We start from the raw sequence: 18,523 nt of genomic DNA on the forward strand, positions 1-18,523 counted from the left end.
TGACCTCAGGAGAGACAAGCACCATGAAGCACTCATTCAAACGTAAGGCATTAGCGGGCGCCGTGCTGCTGGCGGCCGCGGTCGCCGGCCCAGCCTGGGCTGCGAAAGATGCGGTGATCGCCGTCGCGTCCAATTTCACCACGCTTGATCCGTATGACGCCAACGATACGCTGTCGCAGGCGGTGGCCAAATCCTTCTATCAGGGCCTGTTCGGTTTCGATAAAGACATGAAACTGGTGAACGTGCTGGCGGACAGCTATGAGGTGAGCAAAGACGGCCTGACTTACACCCTCAAGCTGCATCCGGGGGTGAAATTCCATGACGGCACCGAGTTTAACGCCGAAGCGGTGAAGGTGAACCTGGATCGCGCCAGCAACCCGGACAATCACCTCAAGCGCTACAACCTGTTCAAAATGATCGACAAAACCGAAGTGGTGGACGCCAATACGGTGAAGATCGTGCTGAAAGCGCCATTCTCGGCCTTTATCAACAACCTGGCGCACCCGGCGGCGGTGATCATTTCGCCGGCCGCGCTGAAGCAGTACGGCAAAGAGATTGGTTTCCACCCGGTGGGGACCGGCCCTTATCAGTTCGTGACCTGGAACCAGACCGATTTCGTCAAGGTGAAAAAGTTTGACGGTTACTGGAAACAGGGGCTGCCGAAGCTCGACAGCATCACCTGGCGGCCGGTCGTGGATAACAATACCCGCGCCGCCATGCTGCAGACCGGTGAAGCGACCTTTGCCTTCCCGATCCCGTATGAGCAGGCCAAGGTGCTGGAAGGCAATGCCAAGCTCGATTTGGTGGCCGCGCCGTCGATCCTGCAGCGTTATATCAGCTTGAACGTGACTCAAAAGCCATTCGATAACCTGAAAGTGCGTCAGGCGTTGAACTACGCCATCAACAAAGATGCGCTGATCAAGGTCGCGTTCTCCGGCTACGCCGTTCCGGCGGAAGGCCCTGTGCCGCCGGCGATCGATTTTGCCACCCGTTACCAGCCGTGGCCTTATGATCCGGCCAAGGCGCGCGAACTGCTGAAAGAGGCCGGTTATCCTAACGGTTTCACCACCACCCTGTGGTCGTCTCATAACCACAGCACCGCGCAGAAAGTGCTGCAGTTTGCCCAGCAGCAGCTGGCGCAGGTAGGCGTGAAAGTGACGGTGACGGCGATGGATGCCGGTCAGCGCGCGGCCCAGGTGGAAAGCGTTGGGGTGAAAGACACCGGCGTACGTATGTTCTATACCGGCTGGTCAGCATCAACCGGTGAAGCGGACTGGGCCTTGTCACCGCTGTTCTCAACCCAGGCTGCGCCGCCGAAGCAGTTCAATACCGCGTTCTACAGTAATCCGCAGGTGGATCAGGATCTGACCGGCGCGCTGGCGACCACTGACCGCGCCGAGAAGCAGAAACTGTACAAGGACGCGCAGGATCGTATCTGGGCAGATGCGCCGTGGATCTTCCTGGCCACCGAACGCTTGCTGTCGGCTAACAATAAACAGCTGAGCGGCTTTTACGTGATGCCGGATACCTCGTTCAACTTTGATAATGCCGATCTTAAATAAGGCACCGATCCCCGCTCTCCTGGAGGGCGGGGTGAAGGGACGCACCCAAGATGCTTAATTATTTTCTTAAACGACTGCTGGGCCTGATCCCGACGCTGCTGATTGTCGCGGTATTGGTGTTTTTGTTCGTCCATATGCTGCCTGGCGATCCGGCGCGGTTGGCGGCAGGGCCGGAGGCCGACGAAGCGGTAGTGCAGCTGGTGCGTAAGGATCTGGGGCTGGACAAGCCGCTGCCGCAACAGTTCGTGCACTTTTTTGTCAATGCGCTGTGGGGGGATTTCGGTACCTCGATGGTTTCCAAGCGCCCGGTGAGCGAAGAGATCGGCTCGCGCTTTTTACCGACACTGTGGCTGACGCTGAGCAGCATGCTGTGGGCGGTGATTTTCGGTATGGGCATCGGCATGGTGTCTGCCGTGTGGCGCAACCGCTGGCCCGATCGTCTCGGCATGACCCTGGCGGTCTCCGGGATTTCGTTCCCCGCCTTTGCGCTGGGTATGCTGCTGATGCAGGTGTTTTCCGTCAATCTCGGTTGGTTGCCGACGGTGGGCGCTGACAGTTGGCGGCACTATATTTTGCCTTCCATCACCCTTGGGGCTGCGGTAGCGGCGGTGATGGCGCGTTTTACCCGCGCTTCGTTTGTTGAGGTGCTGCAGGAAGACTACATGCGTACCGCGCGCGCCAAAGGCGTACGGGAAACCATGGTGGTAGTGAAACACGGGCTGCGCAACGCGATGATCCCGGTCGTCACCATGATGGGATTGCAGTTTGGCTTCCTGCTCGGCGGCTCGATCGTCGTGGAGAAGGTCTTCAACTGGCCGGGGTTGGGCAGGCTGCTGGTCGATTCGGTGGAGATGCGTGATTACCCGGTGATCCAGGCCGAAGTCTTGCTGTTTTCGCTGGAGTTTATTCTGATTAACCTGTTGGTGGACCTGCTGTATGCGGCAATTAACCCGGCAATACGATACAAATGAGGGCGCTGCATGATTAAGCATTGGCGACGCGACGCCGCACTGAAGGCGATGCCGACAATCGATCCTAACGCGGTACGAACGCCGTGGCATGAATTCTGGCGGCGGTTCCGTCAGCAACGCGTTGCGCTGGTCGCAGCGCTATTGGTGCTGCTGTTGGTGTTTGCTGCGCTGCTGGCACCCTATCTGGTTCCCTTTGACGCGGAAAATTATTTTGATTACGACCGCCTGAACGAAGGGCCTTCGCTGATGCATTGGCTGGGGGTGGACTCGTTGGGGCGGGACATTTTCAGTCGCATTCTGATGGGGACCCGTATTTCGCTGGCCGCCGGAGTGTTCTCGGTGCTGGTGGGCGGGCTGATCGGTACGCTGCTGGGTCTGCTGGCGGGCTATTACGAAGGCTGGTGGGATCGCATTACCATGCGTATCTGCGATGTGCTGTTCGCCTTTCCTGGCATTCTGCTGGCGATCGGCGTGGTGGCGATTATGGGCAGCGGCATGGCCAACGTGATTATTGCCGTGGCCATTTTCAGCATTCCGGCATTTGCCCGGTTGGTGCGGGGCAACACCCTGGTGTTGAAACATCTGACCTACATCGAGTCGGCACGCAGCATTGGCGCGTCAGACTGGACCATCATCATGCGGCATATTTTGCCGGGGACAATTTCGTCGATTGTGGTGTATTTTACCCTGCGTATCGGCACTTCAATCATCACCGCCGCCAGCCTGTCGTTCCTCGGGTTGGGTGCCCAGCCGCCAACGCCGGAATGGGGCGCAATGCTCAACGAGGCGCGGGCGGATATGGTGATTGCGCCGCACGTCGCGATTTTCCCCAGCCTGGCGATATTTATCACCGTGCTGGCGTTTAACCTGTTGGGGGATGGCTTGCGCGATGCGTTGGATCCGAAGTTGAAGGGATAACCGTTTTTTAGTCCAAAGGAGTTGGCTATGAGCAATGTGAGTAAAAAGGGAATTAAAACAGGCATGCTGATTTACATCATCACCTATCTGGGGGGGCTCAGCCTGGTACGCAATTCGTCGCTTCTGGTAGCCTACCCCGATATCAGCTATGTCGATGTGGTTATTGGTCTACTGGTGTATTTTGGTATCTGGAAGGTCTGTAACCTGATGCAAGCTTTTTACCGCTGGTATAACGGCATCGAAAATATTTCATGATTTTTAGCGTGAGAGAAGGCTAACGTACCGGATAAGATTAATTTACCTCAAGGTTAATACGCTAAGTTTTTAGTTTTTTAATTAAATAGAGTGTTTTAGTGTTGTCGGTAATTAACTGCGGAATACTTGAGTAACCTATTGCCCTCGTCACGTTTTTAATAATTAAAATTTGCGTTTCATTCTCATGGTTATATTATCGCCATGGTTGTCCGGTGTGTTTGTTTGTGAGGATCTAATCACTTTACTTCATGGAGTGAATAATATGGCTATTCGTGAGTTAACATCACAGGATCTTGATTTAATTTCGGGTGGAAATAATAGCCCTAATAGTGTGAATGGTCAGTGCCGTTGGTAATATCCACCGCATCAATGGAATATCAAATGAAAGATGTTATATATGTCGCTTTATGGATATGGATATCATTTGATTTAATTCAATACTCTTCACTGGCCCTTATGAAACCTCATAATAGCTATGTGGATATTGCCGTGGCGGTTTTCGCCTTTTTTGGCGTGAAGGCGGTACTGACTTCTGTTGAGAATTTTTATTATTGGTTTAATGGCCGGGAATAAGCAGTCGCCGTAATAAGTGCTTGCGATAGCGATTATCGCAAGCACTGTTACGGTTTTATGATCAGCGGAACAGATGTTCGGCGTGGAAGCGCAGATGGTCTTCGATAAAGCTGGCGATGGTAAAGTAGCTGTGATCGTAGCCCGGCTGAATGCGCAGGATCAGCGGCCAGTCGCGCTGGCGTGCCAGCTCGGCCAGTTTTGCCGGCTGCAGTTGATCTGCCAGGAACTGATCGTCGTCACCTTGGTCCACCAATACCGGCATTTTTTCCGCGCCGTTGGCCAGCAGGTGGCAACTGTCATACTGCAGCCACTGGCTTTCGTCGTCGCCCAAATAGGCGGCAAAGGCTTTACGTCCCCAGGGCACCTGACAGGGATTGACGATCGGCGCAAACGCCGATACCGACCGGAAGCGCTGCGGATTGCGGAACGCCATCATCAGTGCGCCGTGGCCGCCCATCGAATGGCCGAAAATCGACTGGCGCTCGCTGACGCTGAAATGCTGGTTGATCAACGCCGGCAGCTCATCGCTGATGTAGTCGTACATGCGAAAATGTTTGTCCCACGGTGCTTGGGTGGCATTCAGATAGAAGCCTGCGCCCTGGCCCAAATCGTAGCCTTCATCATTCGGCACATCGTCGCCGCGCGGGCTGGTGTCGGCCATCACCAATACCAGTCCCAGCTCGGCGGCGATACGCTGCGCACCGGCCTTCAGCGTGAAGTTTTCGTCATTGCAGGTCAGCCCCGACAGCCAGTACAGCACCGGCGGCGGGTTATCATCGCGCGGTGGCGGCAGATAGATGCTGAAAGTCATGTTGCAATTCAGGCTCTGCGCCGCATGGCGGTAACGCTGTTGCCAGCCGCCAAACATGCGGTGCTCTTCGAGAAGTTCTAATGACAAGGTCATCTCTGCCTCCTGGCTTATTTTTTGTCGAAGTGAATAACGGAACGAATGGATTTGCCTTCGTGCATCAAATCGAACGCCTCGTTAATCTGCTCCAGGCCCATGGTGTGGGTAATAAAGTCATTCAGCGCGAATTCGCCGTTCATATAACGCTCGACGATACCCGGCAGTTGCGAACGGCCTTTCACCCCACCAAAGGCAGAGCCGCGCCAGACGCGACCGGTCACCAGTTGGAACGGACGGGTAGAGATTTCTTGGCCTGCACCGGCGACGCCGATGATTACGGATTCGCCCCAGCCTTTATGGCAGCATTCCAGCGCTGAACGCATTACGTTGACGTTGCCGATACACTCGAAGGAGAAATCTACGCCGCCGTCGGTCAGTTCAACGATCACGTCCTGGATCGGCTTATCGTAGTCTTTCGGGTTGATCAGATCGGTAGCGCCCAGCTTGCGCGCCAGATCGAACTTGCTGGTGTTGATGTCGATGCCGATGATGCGACCTGCACCGGCCATCTGTGCGCCGATAATGGCCGACAGACCGATGCCGCCAAGGCCAAAGATGGCGACGGTATCGCCTTTTTGCACTTTGGCGGTGTTGATAACCGCGCCCATGCCGGTGGTCACGCCGCAGCCGAGCAGGCAGACTTCTTCCAGCGGCGCTTCTTTACTGATTTTGGCCAGTGAGATTTCCGGTACCACGGTGTATTCGGAGAAGGTTGAAGTGCCCATGTAGTGGAAAATAGGCTTGCCGTCCTTAAAGAAGCGGGTAGTGCCGTCCGGCATCAGGCCCTTGCCTTGGGTGGCGCGGATCGCCTGGCACAGGTTGGTTTTGCCGGATTTACAGAATTTGCACTCGCCGCATTCCGGGGTGTACAGCGGGATCACGTGATCGCCTACCGCCACGCTGGTCACGCCTTCGCCGATGGCTTCCACCACGCCGCCGCCTTCATGGCCGAGGATTGCCGGGAACACGCCTTCGGGATCGGCACCGGACAGGGTGTAGGCGTCGGTGTGGCAGACACCGGTGGCGACGATCCGCACCAGCACTTCGCCTTTTTGCGGTGGCATCAGATCGACTTCTTCGATCTTCAGCGGCTGGTTCGGTCCCCAGGCAACGGCGGCACGGGTTTTGATCATTTCCATCATAGTCTCCAGTGGTCTATTTTTTAAATCAGGCTATGTCGATAGCATCGGGTAAGTCATGGGCAGTATTTTCAACCGCAACGGTTTCTGCCTGTTCAATAATCAGTTCTTTCAGGGCGCGAACGTTCGGGCCAAAGGCGTCGCGTCGCCACAGTAGCCAGGTGGCAGTTTGGGCAATGTCGTCCGGCAGGGTGTGTACTTTCACCCGTTCATGGCCGGGCAGCAGGCTTAGTACCGAATGCGGGATCATCGCCAGCCCGGCGCCGCTGGCGACGCAGGCCAGCATGGCGTGGTAGGACTGGATTTCCATAATCTGGCCTGGCAGCGCACCTTCGCGCTTGAACCAAGACTCCAACCGCAGACGGTAAGAACAGCTTGCGCGGAACGCAAAAAGGGTTTCGCCCTTGGCATCTTTGGCGTTATGGATCGGCAGGTGGTCGAGACAGGAGATCACCACCATATGTTCGGGGAAGGCAATACAGCCATTAAGTTCGTCATACTGTACCGGCCCGTCGACCAGCGCGGCCGCCAGCGTACCGGCGCGGACTCGCTCGGTGATCTCGCCGGAGGTGCCGGTGGTCAGCGACAGCGATACCTGCGAAAAACGCTGATGATACGCCGCCAACAGGGTGGGCAGCCGGGTGGCGGCGGTGCTTTCCATCGAGCCGATGGCGAAGTTACCCGCCGGCTCACCGGCATGGGTGATGCTCATGGCTTCTTCACTCAGTGCCAGGATACGGTTGGCATAACAGAGAAAGTTATGGCCCATCGGCGAAAGGCGCAGTCGCTGTTTTTCACGGATAAACAGATCGGTGCCCAGTTCCTGTTCGAGCTGACGCAGGCGTGTAGTCAGGTTCGAGGGGACGCGGTGCAATTGCTCTGCGGCACGGGCGACGGAGCCGGTTTCGGCGACGCTGCAAAACATGCGGAGCTGGGTCAGATCCATTATCTTCTCTTTTCGTGATGAACTTGATGAGTATTATTCAGTTTTTGTGAGTGTAATACTGCTGCATGATACTGGCAACTTTCTTTTAACAGTATGGATAACTCTACATGGCCTTAAGAATTGCCCTGAGCGGTTTTATCGCGTTGATCGTTGCCATGGGGATTGGCCGTTTCGCCTTTACCCCGCAGGTGCCGCTGATGATTGCTGAGCATCAGTTTACTCTGACCGGCGCCGGGCTGGTGGCCGCCATTAACTATCTGGGCTATCTGTGTGGCGCTTATGACGCCATGCGCGCCAGCCGACACGTGGAACGTCGGCTGTGGTTGGGCGTGTGGGGGGCGGTGATCTTGACGCTGCTTTCCGCCTGGGTGCAGGGGGAGTGGTGGCACGGAGCGGTACGTTTCTTCATCGGGTGGGCCAGCGGTTGGTCGATGGTACTGGTAGCGGCCTGGACCAACGAACGGTTGGCGCACTACGGCCGACCGGCGCTCAGCGCGGCGGTATTTGCCGGCCCGGGAGCCGGGATTTTTATCAGCGGCATGCTGGCGGTGGGGATCCACAGCCTGGCGTTGACCGCGTCACAGGCCTGGCTGGTCTACGGCGTACTGGCGCTGGTATTGATTGGCACGATCAGCATTAATCTGCCGAAGACCGGCGAATTGCATCGTCCTGACGTGGCGCATGAGCCATTGTTGTTGACTCCGGCGCTGAAACGTCTGGTGTGGAGCTACAGTCTGGCGGGATTTGGTTATATTCTGCCGGCCACTTTTTTGTCGCAAATGGCCGCGGCGCGTTTTCCCGGCAGCCTGTTCGCGCAATTTGTCTGGCCGATCTTTGGTGGGGCGGCGGTGCTGGGGATTGTCATCGGTATTCTGACCCGTCACCGGCTGACCACTCAAACCCGGCTGGCTATCACCCTGTGGGTACAGGCATTGGGGGTGTTAAGCGCGGAAATCGTACCGGGAGTTGCCGGCTTGGCACTGGGCGCGTTGCTGACCGGTGGCGGCTTCCTCAGCGTGGTGCAGCTGTCGATCCAGCATGGCCGTGAGTTGGCCCCCAACCATGCCCGTTATATGGCGGGACTGCTGACCACCGGTTATGCGATTGGCCAACTGGTTGGTCCGACGCTGTCGGCGTTGTCAACCGCATTGACCCACCGGCTGGAACCGGCATTGTACGTGGCCGTGGCGGCGCTGATTGTGGCCGGTCTGCTGGTGGTCAATACGTCGGCGCGCGAGCTGGCGCGAAAACCGATGGCGCAGTGATTAAATTCCGTACAAAAAACGTGGAATAGCCGCAGCCGGCCTGATTGTGCTAAATGCGAATATTTCACCTGCGGATGAAACACAATCACTGGATAATCCCCTCGCTCTCATCTAGAGTGGGGGCAAAATCTTGACTGGGTTCACGTTATTAACTGCGGAAACGTCTGTCGTCAGGAGAGTATGCAATTCATCCCTCTGCTCGGTAAAACAGCCGGATGGGTGAGTTCAAGTCCGTTGGAGAGAAGAAATGACATCATCATTAAGTAAAGAAGCTGCATTGGTTCACGCGGCGCTCGAAGAGCGCGGTCTGGAAACTCCGTTGCGCGGCGAAGTGCTGGATCGCGAAACGCGTAAACGTCGTATTAAAGAGCACATGACCGAAATCATGCAGCTGCTTAATCTCGATCTGTCCGACGACAGCCTGGCGGAAACTCCGCACCGCATCGCCAAAATGTATGTCGATGAGATTTTCTCCGGCCTGGACTACGCCAACTTCCCAAAAATCACCGTCATTGAAAACAAGATGAAGGTGGATGAAATGGTGACGGTACGTGATATCACGCTGACCAGCACCTGCGAACACCATTTTGTCACCATCGATGGCAAGGCGACCGTTGCCTACATTCCCAAGGATGCGGTGATTGGGCTGTCGAAAATCAACCGTATCGTGCAGTTCTTCTCCCAGCGCCCACAGGTGCAGGAGCGCTTAACTCAGCAGATCCTGGTGGCATTGCAAACCTTGCTGGGCACCAATAATGTGGCGGTATCAATTGATGCGGTCCATTATTGTGTTAAGGCGCGCGGTATCCGTGACGCGACCAGCGCCACCACCACGACCTCTCTGGGCGGGCTGTTCAAGTCCAGCCAGAACACCCGTCAGGAATTCCTGCGCGCGGTGCGCCATCACCAGTCGTGATGGGTCGCTAGAATGGTAACAGGCGCCTGCGGGCGCCTTTTTAATGAGCGGAATACAGCGATAAAATAATGAACACTAGCCCAACGGCTCCTTTGCCGCGCATCGCCACGCTGGACTGCGTGCGCGGTATCGCCATCCTTGGCATTTTGCTGCTGAATATTAGCGCCTTTGGCCTGCCGAAGGCGGCCTATCTCAATCCGGCCTATCTGGGCTTGCCTACAACGCGCGATGCCTGGACCTGGGCGCTGCTGGACATTTTCGCGCAGGCTAAATTCCTGGCGATGTTCGCCCTGTTATTTGGCGCCGGGCTGCAGATGCTGCTGCGCCGCGGCAAAGGCTGGATACGTGCACGGCTGTCGTGGCTGGTGCTGTTTGGCCTGGGACATGCCATTTTCCTTTGGGACGGCGATATCCTGCTGGCCTATGGGCTGATCGGGCTGGTGTGCTGGCGGATGATCCGCGATGCGAAAGAAACCTATCAACTGTTGAAAACCGGCGTGGTGCTGTACCTGATTGGCGTCGGGGTGCTGTTGTTGTTGGGCTTCATTTCGCACGGTGAACCTGGCAGTTTCTGGCAACCCGGCGTGGCAGAGCTGCAGTATGAGAAGTTTTGGAAGCTGCAGGGCGGGATGGAAGCCTGGCGCAGCCGCACCGATCTTCTCTCCTCCAGCCTGCTGGCGATTGGCGCGCAATACGGTTGGGAGTTGGCGGGGCTGATGCTGTTCGGCGCCGGTTTAATGCGCAGTGGCTGGCTACGCGGCACTTATTCACCGGGTTACTACCGCCGGCAGGCAGCATGGCTGATACCGCTTTCATTGCTGATCCAACTGCCGGCCGTGGTGCTGCAATGGCATCTTCACTGGGACTACCGTTGGAGCGGTTTTTTATTGCAGGTGCCACGTGAGCTGGGGGCGCCCCTGCAGGCGATGGGCTATCTGGCGCTGTGCTACGGTTTTTGGCCGACGTTGTCGCGTTTGCGCATTGGGCACTTGTTGACGCAGGTCGGGCGCATGGCGCTGAGCAATTACCTGCTGCAAACGCTGATCTGCACCACGCTGTTTTATCGCTTTGGCCTGTATCAACAGTTTGACCGCCTGCAACTTTTGGCTTTCGTTCCGTTGGTCTGGCTGGCTAACCTGTTGTTTTCAAACCTGTGGCTGCGCTATTTCGAGCAGGGACCGGTGGAGTGGCTGTGGCGCAAACTCACCGCCCTGGCTACCGGCAAGGTAGAGCCCAAGGCGGTGAATTGAGATCTGGCGCAGGTAGGTTAAAAAAATGTATGTAAACGTTTTCTTTCCTGTGACGTAATTCACGCAGAGGAGGATGACAAACGGGGTAGGATAGCGCCACTGTCAACTACCCCGACCTCAGGATCCTTCATGACCTCTGTTCACCCAACCACCATTCGCGACGTGGCGAAGCGTGCGGGCGTGTCTGTGGCGACCGTCTCCCGCGTGCTGAATCACAGCGCCCTGACCAGCAAAGAGACGCGCGAGCAGGTATTGAAGGCGGTGGCTGAACTGGGCTATCGACCCAATGCCAATGCGCAAGCCCTGGCCACCCAGAGCAGCGATACCCTTGGGGTGGTGGTGATGGACGTCTCCGATCCCTTCTTCGGCGCACTGGTGAAAGCGGTAGACACCGTGGCGCAACAGCACCACAAATATCTGTTGATCGGTAACAGCTATCACCAGGCGGATAAAGAGCGCCACGCCATCGAGGTGCTGATTCGCCAACGCTGCAACGCCTTGATTGTTCATGCTAAAACTTTGTGTGATGCCGAGCTGATCGCCTTTCTCGATCAGGTGCCGGGTATGGTGCTGATCAACAGAATCATACCCGGCTATGAACATCGCTGCGTCGGGCTCGATAACGTCAGTGGCGCAGAGATGGCGATGCGTTTGCTGTTGTCGCAGGGCCACCAGCGTATTGGTTATCTGGGCTCGAACCATCCAATCGAAGACGGGCCGCTGCGCCAGCAAGGCTACACGCAGGCGATGGCGGCGGCCGGGCTGGCAACGCCCGACAGCTGGCGCGCCTATGGTTCGCCAGATTTGCAGGGCGGGGAAGAGGCGATGATCGAACTGCTTGGCCGCAACCTGCATCTTAGTGCGGTATTCGCCTACAACGACGCCATGGCCGCCGGGGCGATGGCGGTGCTGAAAGAAAACGGTATCACAATACCGCAAAACTTCTCGCTGGTGGGGTTCGACGACATCCCCATCGCCCGCTACACCAGCCCCAAGCTCACCACGGTACGTTATCCGATTGTCACCATGGCGACGCTGGCCACCGAACTGGCCTTGCTGGGCGCAGCAGGCAAGCTGGAGCCGCAGGCCCGCCATTTGTTTATGCCGACCCTGGTCCGACGCCATTCTGTGGCCCCTTGGCAAAGTGAGGCGGCGGTCACTCTCTGAACATTTAATCTTGTGTAACCGTTTTCAATCTGTGAGAAAATTCACAGATTATTAACATCACGCCGTCTATGCTCTAGGCGTTTTCCAGCGTAAAGGCACTTGCCGCTGCTGTTTTATCTCACGCTGGCGCCACATTTTTCAGGAATAACATGATTCACGGATGACAGGGAAACTGCCAGGCCCGGTCGTGCATTCACCGCCGGTAACCCTTGGCCTAATACCGAGCAAGACCCTACATAAACCGGAGACACACAATGAATAAGAAGGTTTTCACCCTGGCCGCGACGGCCGCAGCCATGATGTTTGGCGCCGCAGCTCACGCAGATACCCGTATTGGCGTCACGATTTATAAATATGACGACAACTTTATGTCGGTGGTGCGCAAGGCAATCGAGAAAGACGCCAAGGCCTCTCCGGATGTCACCCTGCTGATGAATGACTCGCAGAACGACCAATCCAAACAAAACGACCAGATCGACGTGCTGATCGCCAAGGGCGTTAAAGCGTTGGCCATCAACCTGGTGGATCCAGCGGCTGCTCCGGTGGTGATTGATAAGGCACGCGCAAACGATATCCCTATCGTGTTCTACAACAAAGAGCCTTCCCGTAAAGCGTTGGACAGCTATGACAAAGCCTATTACGTGGGCACCGACTCTAAAGAGTCCGGCGTGATCCAGGGCCAACTGATTGAGAAACACTGGAAGGCCAACCCGAACTGGGATTTGAATAAAGACGGCCAGATCCAGTACGTGTTGTTGAAAGGTGAACCGGGCCATCCGGATGCAGAAGCACGTACCACTTACGTGGTGAAAACGCTGAATGACGACGGTATCAAAACTCAGCAACTGCAGATGGACACCGCGATGTGGGACACCGCACAGGCAAAAGACAAGATGGACGCCTGGCTGTCCGGCCCTAACGCCAACAAAATCGAAGTGGTTATCGCCAACAACGATGCCATGGCGATGGGGGCGGTAGAAGCGCTGAAAGCGCACAACAAATCCAGCATCCCGGTATTCGGTGTCGATGCCTTGCCAGAGGCTCTGGCGATGGTGAAATCCGGCGCAATGGCGGGGACGGTGCTGAACGATGCCGACAACCAGGCCAAAGCCACCTTCGAGCTGGCGAAAAACCTGGCTGCGGGCAAACCTGCTGCCGACGGCACCCAATATAAAATCGACAATAAAGTGGTGCGCATTCCTTACGTTGGCGTAGATAAGGACAATTTGTCCAAATTTGTTAAGTAAGTTCTGAATGGCCCCGCCTGCGGTGCGCTGCCCAGCGCCAACACCAGGAAAGCCGCCGGCGGGGTAATTTTTCTTAAAATCACAGCCCAGATCCGATGAGTTTCAAGCTGCAGCTAATCAGGCGGTGGTTTGGAAGGTGTCGGATCACATAGCCAGGTGTATTTATGGCCGACAGCCCACGCGAATTTTTGCTGGAAATGACTGATATCAATAAATCATTTCCCGGCGTCAAGGCATTGGATAATGTGAATCTGCGCGTTCGTCCGCACTCCATTCATGCATTAATGGGAGAGAACGGCGCGGGGAAGTCGACATTATTAAAATGCCTGTTCGGCATTTATAAAAAGGATGCCGGCAGTATTATTTTTCAGGGCCAGGAAATAGATTTCAAAAGCTCTAAAGAGGCGCTGGAACACGGCGTGTCCATGGTGCATCAGGAATTAAACCTGGTCTTGCAGCGCACCGTGATGGACAACATGTGGTTGGGGCGCTACCCGACCAAGGGCATGTTTGTCGATCAGGACAAGATGCTGAAAGATACCCAGGCGATATTCGACGAGCTGGATATTGATATTAACCCGCGGGATAAAGTGGGCACGCTATCGGTATCGCAAATGCAGATGATTGAAATCGCCAAGGCTTTCTCCTATGACGCCAAGATTGTCATTATGGATGAGCCCACTTCATCGCTGACGGAAAAAGAGGTGAACCACCTGTTCACCATTATCCGCAAGCTGAAGGAACGCGGCTGCGGCATCGTCTATATCTCGCATAAGATGGAAGAGATCTTCCAGCTGTGCGACGAAATCACCATTCTGCGTGATGGCCAGTGGATCGCCACCCAGCCGCTGGAAGGGCTGGATATGGACAAGATCATCTCGATGATGGTGGGGCGTTCGCTCAGCCAGCGTTTCCCCGATCGACAGAATACGCCGGGCGAGGTGATCCTGGAGGTGAAGAACCTGACCTCCTTGCGCCAGCCTTCGATTCGCGACGTCTCTTTCGATCTGCATCAGGGCGAGATCCTCGGCATCGCCGGGCTGGTGGGGGCCAAACGTACCGACATCGTCGAAACCCTGTTTGGCATCCGCGAAAAAATTGCGGGTACCATCAAGCTGCACGGTAAAACCATCAACAACCACAGCGCCAATGAGGCGATAAACCACGGTTTCGCACTGGTCACCGAAGAACGTCGTTCCACCGGGATTTATGCCTATCTGGACGTGGGGTTCAACTCGCTGATCTCCAATATTCGCAACTACAAAAATAAAATCGGCCTGTTGGATAACTCCCGCATGAAAAGCGATACCCAGTGGGTGATCGATGCCATGCGGGTCAAAACCCCGGGCCACCATACCCACATAGGTTCGCTGTCGGGCGGTAATCAGCAGAAGGTGATCATCGGCCGTTGGCTGCTGACTCAGCCGGAAATATTAATGCTGGATGAGCCGACGCGCGGCATTGACGTCGGCGCCAAATTCGAAATTTATCAGCTGATGACCGAACTGGCGAAGAAGGGCAAGGGGATCATTATTGTCTCGTCTGAAATGCCGGAGCTTTTGGGAATTACCGACAGAATACTGGTGATGAGTAATGGTCAGGTTGCGGGCATCGTCAACACCAAACAGACCTCGCAAAATGAAATTTTACGTCTCGCATCCCTGCACCTTTAAGGATCAGAATTATGAACGCGCTGAATAAAAAAACTTTGTTCACCTATTTCAAGGAAGGTGGCATTTACGTAGTGTTGCTGGTGCTGCTGGCAATTATTATTATCCAGGACCCGACCTTCCTCAGTCTAATGAACCTGAGCAATATCCTGACCCAGTCTTCGGTGCGCATCATTATTGCACTGGGCGTGGCGGGGCTGATTGTTACCCAGGGGACTGACCTGTCCGCCGGGCGCCAGGTTGGCCTGGCGGCGGTGATCGCGGCGACGTTGTTGCAGTCGATGGATAACGTGAACAAGGTATTCCCGCATATGGAAACCTGGTCGATCCCGCTGGTGATCCTGCTGGTGTGCGCCGTGGGTGCGGTGATCGGTCTGGTGAACGGTTTGATCATCGCTTACCTCAATGTGACGCCGTTTATTACCACGCTGGGCACCATGATCATCGTTTACGGCATCAACTCGCTGTATTACGACTCCGTTGGCGCCTCGCCAGTGGCGGGGTTTGATCCCAAGTTTTCCACCTTTGCCCAGGGGTTCCTGCGTTTTGGCGACTTTAAGCTGTCGTACATCACCTTCTACGCCATCATTGCGATTATTTTTGTCTGGATCCTGTGGAATAAAACCCGCTTCGGCAAAAATATTTTCGCCATCGGCGGCAACCCTGAGGCAGCCAAGGTTTCCGGCGTGAACGTGCCGCTGAACCTGATCATGATTTATGCGCTGTCCGGGGTGTTCTACGCCTTCGGCGGCTTACTGGAAGCGGGCCGTATCGGCAGCGCCACCAATAACCTGGGCTTTATGTATGAACTGGACGCCATTGCGGCGTGCGTGGTGGGCGGGGTGTCCTTTGCCGGCGGCGTCGGGACGGTTCTGGGGGTCGTGACCGGGGTCATCATCTTTACGGTTATCAACTACGGCCTGACCTACATTGGCGTTAACCCTTACTGGCAGTACATCATCAAGGGCGGCATCATTATCTTCGCCGTGGCGTTGGACTCCTTAAAATACGCCAAGAAAAAATAGTTGTGTCTCAGCTATGAAAACGGCCAGCAAATGCTGGCCGTTGCTGTTTCCAGGGCGGCATAAAGCTTATTTGGCCTTTTGTTTTTCCGCAGCCAGCTTGTGTTCCAGCTCAACCAATTGCTCTGGCGAAACTGCCGGGTAGCCTTGGGCATCTTCCGGTACGGTATGCATGGCGGAAATGGGGATCAGTGGCCCGAGGAAGCGCGGCTCGCGTTTTAGTATGTACAAATCGGTCAGCGCGCCAAGGCGGGCGAAGATCTCGCGTGCCCGTACCGTCATCATGTCTTTTGGCGAAGGTACTGCGTAGCACTGAGCCTGGATCCCCATATGCAGCGCGATAAACAGCGCGCGCTCGCAATGGAAGCGCTGGGTGATAATGATGAAGTCGTTGGTGTCGAACACTTTTCTGGTGCGGACGATAGAGTCAAGAGTACGGAAACCGGCATAATCCAGCACGATATCGCTGGGCGCCACGCCGGCGGCGATCAAATCGCGGCGCATGGTCATCGGCTCGTTGTAGCTTTGCTGGGCATTGTCGCCGCTCAGCAGCAGGTATTTCACTTTGCCGCTGTTATAGGCATTAATCGCGCCCTGAATGCGGTAGCGATAATATTGGTTGATCACGCCGGTGCGGTAATATTTGGCCGTGCCCAGTACCACGCCGACCTGGCGATGAGGCAGGCCTTGCAGTTCGTCATAGACGTAAGGCGCGGTTTTCCAGCTGATCCAACGATCGAGCGCGAGAGCCGAAAGCATCAACAGCGCAGTGATGATGAACAGGCTGATTATCAGGCGTTTCCACATGTTATTGCCTTACGCGCACAGGGGCCAAAAAAGATGGCTCAAGGCTACTTTACCTGACAGGCCGACGCAAGCTTGACGCCCTATCAAGCAAGCATTGCACCGCATTTTTAGGCGGTTTGAGCATAAAAAAAGCCCGGCGAGCCGGGCCTGATGTTTAACTGTGCAAATCAGAATGAAGTGCGCTTATAGCTGCGGTATTGCGGGCGCCAGAAGTTGTGTTCGATGCCTTTCGACAGCGCTTCTTCTGAGGTGACCACAGCAACGCCTTGCAGCTGTGCCGCTTTACCCACTTCCATGGCAATGCACTTGGACACGCCCTGAATATCGTCGATATTCGGCAGCAGTGCGCCATGCCCGTCGGTCGCCAGCGGCGAACAGTCGGCCAGCGCACGGCTGGCGGCCATCAGCATCGCGTCGGTGACGCGGGTGGCGCCGGAGGCCAGTACGCCCAATCCAATCCCCGGGAAGATATAGGAGTTGTTGCACTGGGCAATCGGGAATACCTGATCTTTGTAGCTCACCGGCGCAAACGGGCTGCCGGTTGCTACTAATGCAGCGCCTTCGGTCCAGTTAATGATGTCTTCCGGGCGGGCTTCCACGCGGGAGGTTGGGTTGGACAGCGGCATGACGATCGGGCGCGGGCAGTGCTTGTGCATTTCGCGGATCAGTTCTTCGGTAAACAGGCCTGGCTGGCCCGAAACGCCGATCAAAATGGTTGGCTTGGCATTACGCACCACGTCCAGCAGGGAAATGGCATCGCTCTCTGTCTGCCATGCGGTCAGATTCTCGCTTTTTTGCACCAGCTTGCTCTGGAAATCGAGCAGGTTAGGCAGTTTGTCGGTCAGCAGGCCGAAACGGTCGACCATAAAGACGCGCGCGCGGGCTTCGTCTTCGCTCAGGCCTTCGGATTTCATCTGCGCGATAATTTGCTCGGCAATGCCGCAACCTGCAGAGCCGGCGCCCAGGAAGGTGACGGTCTGATCGCGCAGTTGGCTGCCGGCGGCGCGGCTGGCGGCGATCAGGCTGCCCAGCGTGACGGCTGCGGTGCCCTGAATGTCGTCGTTGAAGCAGCAGATTTCGTCACGGTAGCGGTTCAGCAGCGGTGTGGCGTTATTCTGCGCAAAATCTTCGAACTGCAGCAGCACGTTCGGCCAGCGGCGTTTGACCGCCTGGATAAACTCTTCAACAAAGGCGTGGTATTCGTCGCCTGAAATACGCGGGTGACGCCAGCCCATGTACAGCGGATCGTTCAGGCGCTGCGGGTTGTTGGTGCCGACGTCCAGCACCACCGGCAGGGTATAGGCCGGGCTGATGCCGCCGCAGGCGGTGTACAGCGACAGTTTACCGATTGGAATGCCCATGCCGCCGATACCCTGGTCGCCCAGACCGAGAATGCGCTCACCGTCGGTGACGACGATCACCTTAACGTTTTGCTTGGTGGCGTTTTGCAGCATGTCGTCAATGCGGTCGCGATTAGGGTAGGAGATAAACAGCCCACGCGCCCGGCGGTAAATATCGGAGAAGTGCTCACAGGCCTCGCCCACCGTCGGCGTGTAGATGATCGGCATCATCTCGCTCAGGTGCGCTTCCAGCAGGCGATAGAACAGGGTTTCGTTGGTGTCCTGGATATTACGCAGATAAATGTGTTTATCGCTGTCGTTTTTGAAATCCTGGTACTGGCGGTAGGCACGTTCCGCCTGCTCTTCGATGGTTTCTACCGCTTCTGGCAGCAACCCGTGCAGGTTGAAATGGCTGCGTTCATCCTCGGTGAAAGCGCTGCCTTTATTGAGCAGCGGAAATTCCAGCAGAATAGGGCCGGCATAAGGGATGTAGAGAGGGCGTTTGCTTTCGTATTCAAGTTCCATGGCTTTTGCTCTTCAACGTATCGGATAACTTTATGGGCTAGAT

The 18,523-nt window shown here is 55.9% G+C and carries 17 protein-coding genes; 12 read left to right on the plus strand and 5 right to left on the minus strand.

Annotated features, from left to right (window positions below):
• The first annotated feature begins 23 nt into the window (after positions 1 to 23).
• The 5 genes from gsiB (at position 24) to EBA31_RS06735 (ending at position 4,279) form a co-directional block, all read left to right on the plus strand.
• Positions 24 to 1,562, plus strand: coding sequence for a glutathione ABC transporter substrate-binding protein GsiB (gene gsiB, locus EBA31_RS06715; RefSeq protein WP_020825980.1), 1,539 nt, complete (start codon positions 24 to 26; stop codon positions 1,560 to 1,562).
• A gap of 50 nt (positions 1,563 to 1,612) precedes the next feature.
• Positions 1,613 to 2,533, plus strand: coding sequence for a glutathione ABC transporter permease GsiC (gsiC, locus tag EBA31_RS06720; RefSeq protein WP_122077879.1), 921 nt, complete (start codon positions 1,613 to 1,615; stop codon positions 2,531 to 2,533).
• A 9-nt stretch (positions 2,534 to 2,542) separates the two neighbouring features.
• Positions 2,543 to 3,451, plus strand: coding sequence for a glutathione ABC transporter permease GsiD (gene gsiD, locus EBA31_RS06725; RefSeq protein ID WP_170868507.1), 909 nt, complete (start codon positions 2,543 to 2,545; stop codon positions 3,449 to 3,451).
• A 27-nt stretch (positions 3,452 to 3,478) separates the two neighbouring features.
• Positions 3,479 to 3,706, plus strand: a complete 228-nt coding sequence (locus EBA31_RS06730) for a hypothetical protein (RefSeq protein WP_122077881.1) — start codon at positions 3,479 to 3,481, stop codon at positions 3,704 to 3,706.
• 381 nt (positions 3,707 to 4,087) lie between these two features.
• Positions 4,088 to 4,279, plus strand: coding sequence for a hypothetical protein (locus EBA31_RS06735; protein WP_048761662.1), 192 nt, complete (start codon positions 4,088 to 4,090; stop codon positions 4,277 to 4,279).
• 61 nt (positions 4,280 to 4,340) lie between these two features.
• Here the strand turns inward: EBA31_RS06735 and fghA are convergent, their stop codons facing one another.
• Genes fghA through EBA31_RS06750 form a run of 3 tightly spaced genes read right to left on the minus strand, consistent with a single transcriptional unit; the run spans position 4,341 to position 7,271 of the window.
• Positions 4,341 to 5,183: an S-formylglutathione hydrolase gene (fghA, locus tag EBA31_RS06740; RefSeq protein ID WP_020825985.1), complete on the minus strand. Its 843-nt coding sequence runs from the start codon at positions 5,181 to 5,183 to the stop codon at positions 4,341 to 4,343.
• 14 nt (positions 5,184 to 5,197) lie between these two features.
• Entirely contained in the window at positions 5,198 to 6,325 is a 1,128-nt protein-coding gene (locus EBA31_RS06745; protein ID WP_020825986.1) for an S-(hydroxymethyl)glutathione dehydrogenase/class III alcohol dehydrogenase, read from the minus strand.
• A gap of 28 nt (positions 6,326 to 6,353) precedes the next feature.
• Entirely contained in the window at positions 6,354 to 7,271 is a 918-nt protein-coding gene (locus EBA31_RS06750; RefSeq protein WP_046374078.1) for a LysR family transcriptional regulator, read from the minus strand.
• 107 nt (positions 7,272 to 7,378) lie between these two features.
• On the opposite strand from EBA31_RS06750, the gene EBA31_RS06755 reads away from it, so the two are divergent.
• From EBA31_RS06755 to mglC, 7 genes are all read left to right on the plus strand, one after another.
• Complete coding sequence (locus EBA31_RS06755; RefSeq protein ID WP_122077883.1) at positions 7,379 to 8,536, plus strand: YbfB/YjiJ family MFS transporter; 1,158 nt, start codon at positions 7,379 to 7,381, stop codon at positions 8,534 to 8,536.
• Between the two features lie 247 nt (positions 8,537 to 8,783).
• A complete protein-coding gene (folE, locus tag EBA31_RS06760; protein WP_041414357.1) occupies positions 8,784 to 9,452 on the plus strand; it encodes a GTP cyclohydrolase I FolE in 669 nt (222 codons plus the stop codon).
• Positions 9,453 to 9,520: 68 nt separating this feature from the next.
• Positions 9,521 to 10,702: a DUF418 domain-containing protein YeiB gene (gene yeiB / locus EBA31_RS06765; protein ID WP_122077885.1), complete on the plus strand. Its 1,182-nt coding sequence runs from the start codon at positions 9,521 to 9,523 to the stop codon at positions 10,700 to 10,702.
• Between the two features lie 129 nt (positions 10,703 to 10,831).
• Positions 10,832 to 11,869: an HTH-type transcriptional regulator GalS gene (gene galS, locus EBA31_RS06770; RefSeq protein ID WP_122077887.1), complete on the plus strand. Its 1,038-nt coding sequence runs from the start codon at positions 10,832 to 10,834 to the stop codon at positions 11,867 to 11,869.
• 254 nt (positions 11,870 to 12,123) lie between these two features.
• A complete protein-coding gene (gene mglB, locus EBA31_RS06775) occupies positions 12,124 to 13,116 on the plus strand; it encodes a galactose/glucose ABC transporter substrate-binding protein MglB (RefSeq protein ID WP_020825992.1) in 993 nt (330 codons plus the stop codon).
• 164 nt (positions 13,117 to 13,280) lie between these two features.
• Positions 13,281 to 14,789 carry a galactose/methyl galactoside ABC transporter ATP-binding protein MglA gene (gene mglA / locus EBA31_RS06780; RefSeq protein WP_122077889.1) on the plus strand — a complete coding sequence of 503 codons (1,509 nt, stop codon included), beginning with the start codon at positions 13,281 to 13,283 and terminating at the stop codon, positions 14,787 to 14,789.
• Between the two features lie 11 nt (positions 14,790 to 14,800).
• Positions 14,801 to 15,811 (plus strand): galactose/methyl galactoside ABC transporter permease MglC, encoded by a 1,011-nt coding sequence (gene mglC / locus EBA31_RS06785; protein ID WP_012005998.1) that lies wholly within the window; start codon positions 14,801 to 14,803, stop codon positions 15,809 to 15,811.
• 66 nt (positions 15,812 to 15,877) lie between these two features.
• On the opposite strand, the gene sanA is transcribed toward mglC, so the two are convergent.
• Both sanA and EBA31_RS06795 read right to left on the minus strand, forming a co-directional pair.
• Positions 15,878 to 16,615, minus strand: coding sequence for an outer membrane permeability protein SanA (gene sanA / locus EBA31_RS06790; protein WP_020825994.1), 738 nt, complete (start codon positions 16,613 to 16,615; stop codon positions 15,878 to 15,880).
• Between the two features lie 167 nt (positions 16,616 to 16,782).
• Positions 16,783 to 18,480, minus strand: a complete 1,698-nt coding sequence (locus EBA31_RS06795; RefSeq protein WP_020825995.1) for an NAD-dependent malic enzyme — start codon at positions 18,478 to 18,480, stop codon at positions 16,783 to 16,785.
• Between the last annotated feature and the right edge of the window lie 43 nt (positions 18,481 to 18,523).

Origin of the sequence: Serratia sp. P2ACOL2 (assembly GCF_003691565.1) — a bacterium.
GTDB classification, from domain to species: Bacteria; Pseudomonadota; Gammaproteobacteria; order Enterobacterales; family Enterobacteriaceae; genus Serratia; species Serratia liquefaciens.

What these genes read in the sequence shown, in the direction of transcription:
- gsiB (WP_020825980.1), top strand. Translation starts at nt 24, where the DNA reads ATGAAGCACTCATTCAAACGTAAGGCATTAGCGGGCGCCGTGCTGCTG.
- gsiC (WP_122077879.1), top strand. Translation starts at nt 1,613, where the DNA reads ATGCTTAATTATTTTCTTAAACGACTGCTGGGCCTGATCCCGACGCTG.
- gsiD (WP_170868507.1), top strand. Translation starts at nt 2,543, where the DNA reads ATGATTAAGCATTGGCGACGCGACGCCGCACTGAAGGCGATGCCGACA.
- EBA31_RS06730 (WP_122077881.1), top strand. Translation starts at nt 3,479, where the DNA reads ATGAGCAATGTGAGTAAAAAGGGAATTAAAACAGGCATGCTGATTTAC.
- EBA31_RS06735 (WP_048761662.1), top strand. Translation starts at nt 4,088, where the DNA reads ATGAAAGATGTTATATATGTCGCTTTATGGATATGGATATCATTTGAT.
- fghA (WP_020825985.1), bottom strand. Translation starts at nt 5,183, where the DNA reads ATGACCTTGTCATTAGAACTTCTCGAAGAGCACCGCATGTTTGGCGGC.
- EBA31_RS06745 (WP_020825986.1), bottom strand. Translation starts at nt 6,325, where the DNA reads ATGGAAATGATCAAAACCCGTGCCGCCGTTGCCTGGGGACCGAACCAG.
- EBA31_RS06750 (WP_046374078.1), bottom strand. Translation starts at nt 7,271, where the DNA reads ATGGATCTGACCCAGCTCCGCATGTTTTGCAGCGTCGCCGAAACCGGC.
- EBA31_RS06755 (WP_122077883.1), top strand. Translation starts at nt 7,379, where the DNA reads ATGGCCTTAAGAATTGCCCTGAGCGGTTTTATCGCGTTGATCGTTGCC.
- folE (WP_041414357.1), top strand. Translation starts at nt 8,784, where the DNA reads ATGACATCATCATTAAGTAAAGAAGCTGCATTGGTTCACGCGGCGCTC.
- yeiB (WP_122077885.1), top strand. Translation starts at nt 9,521, where the DNA reads ATGAACACTAGCCCAACGGCTCCTTTGCCGCGCATCGCCACGCTGGAC.
- galS (WP_122077887.1), top strand. Translation starts at nt 10,832, where the DNA reads ATGACCTCTGTTCACCCAACCACCATTCGCGACGTGGCGAAGCGTGCG.
- mglB (WP_020825992.1), top strand. Translation starts at nt 12,124, where the DNA reads ATGAATAAGAAGGTTTTCACCCTGGCCGCGACGGCCGCAGCCATGATG.
- mglA (WP_122077889.1), top strand. Translation starts at nt 13,281, where the DNA reads ATGGCCGACAGCCCACGCGAATTTTTGCTGGAAATGACTGATATCAAT.
- mglC (WP_012005998.1), top strand. Translation starts at nt 14,801, where the DNA reads ATGAACGCGCTGAATAAAAAAACTTTGTTCACCTATTTCAAGGAAGGT.
- sanA (WP_020825994.1), bottom strand. Translation starts at nt 16,615, where the DNA reads ATGTGGAAACGCCTGATAATCAGCCTGTTCATCATCACTGCGCTGTTG.
- EBA31_RS06795 (WP_020825995.1), bottom strand. Translation starts at nt 18,480, where the DNA reads ATGGAACTTGAATACGAAAGCAAACGCCCTCTCTACATCCCTTATGCC.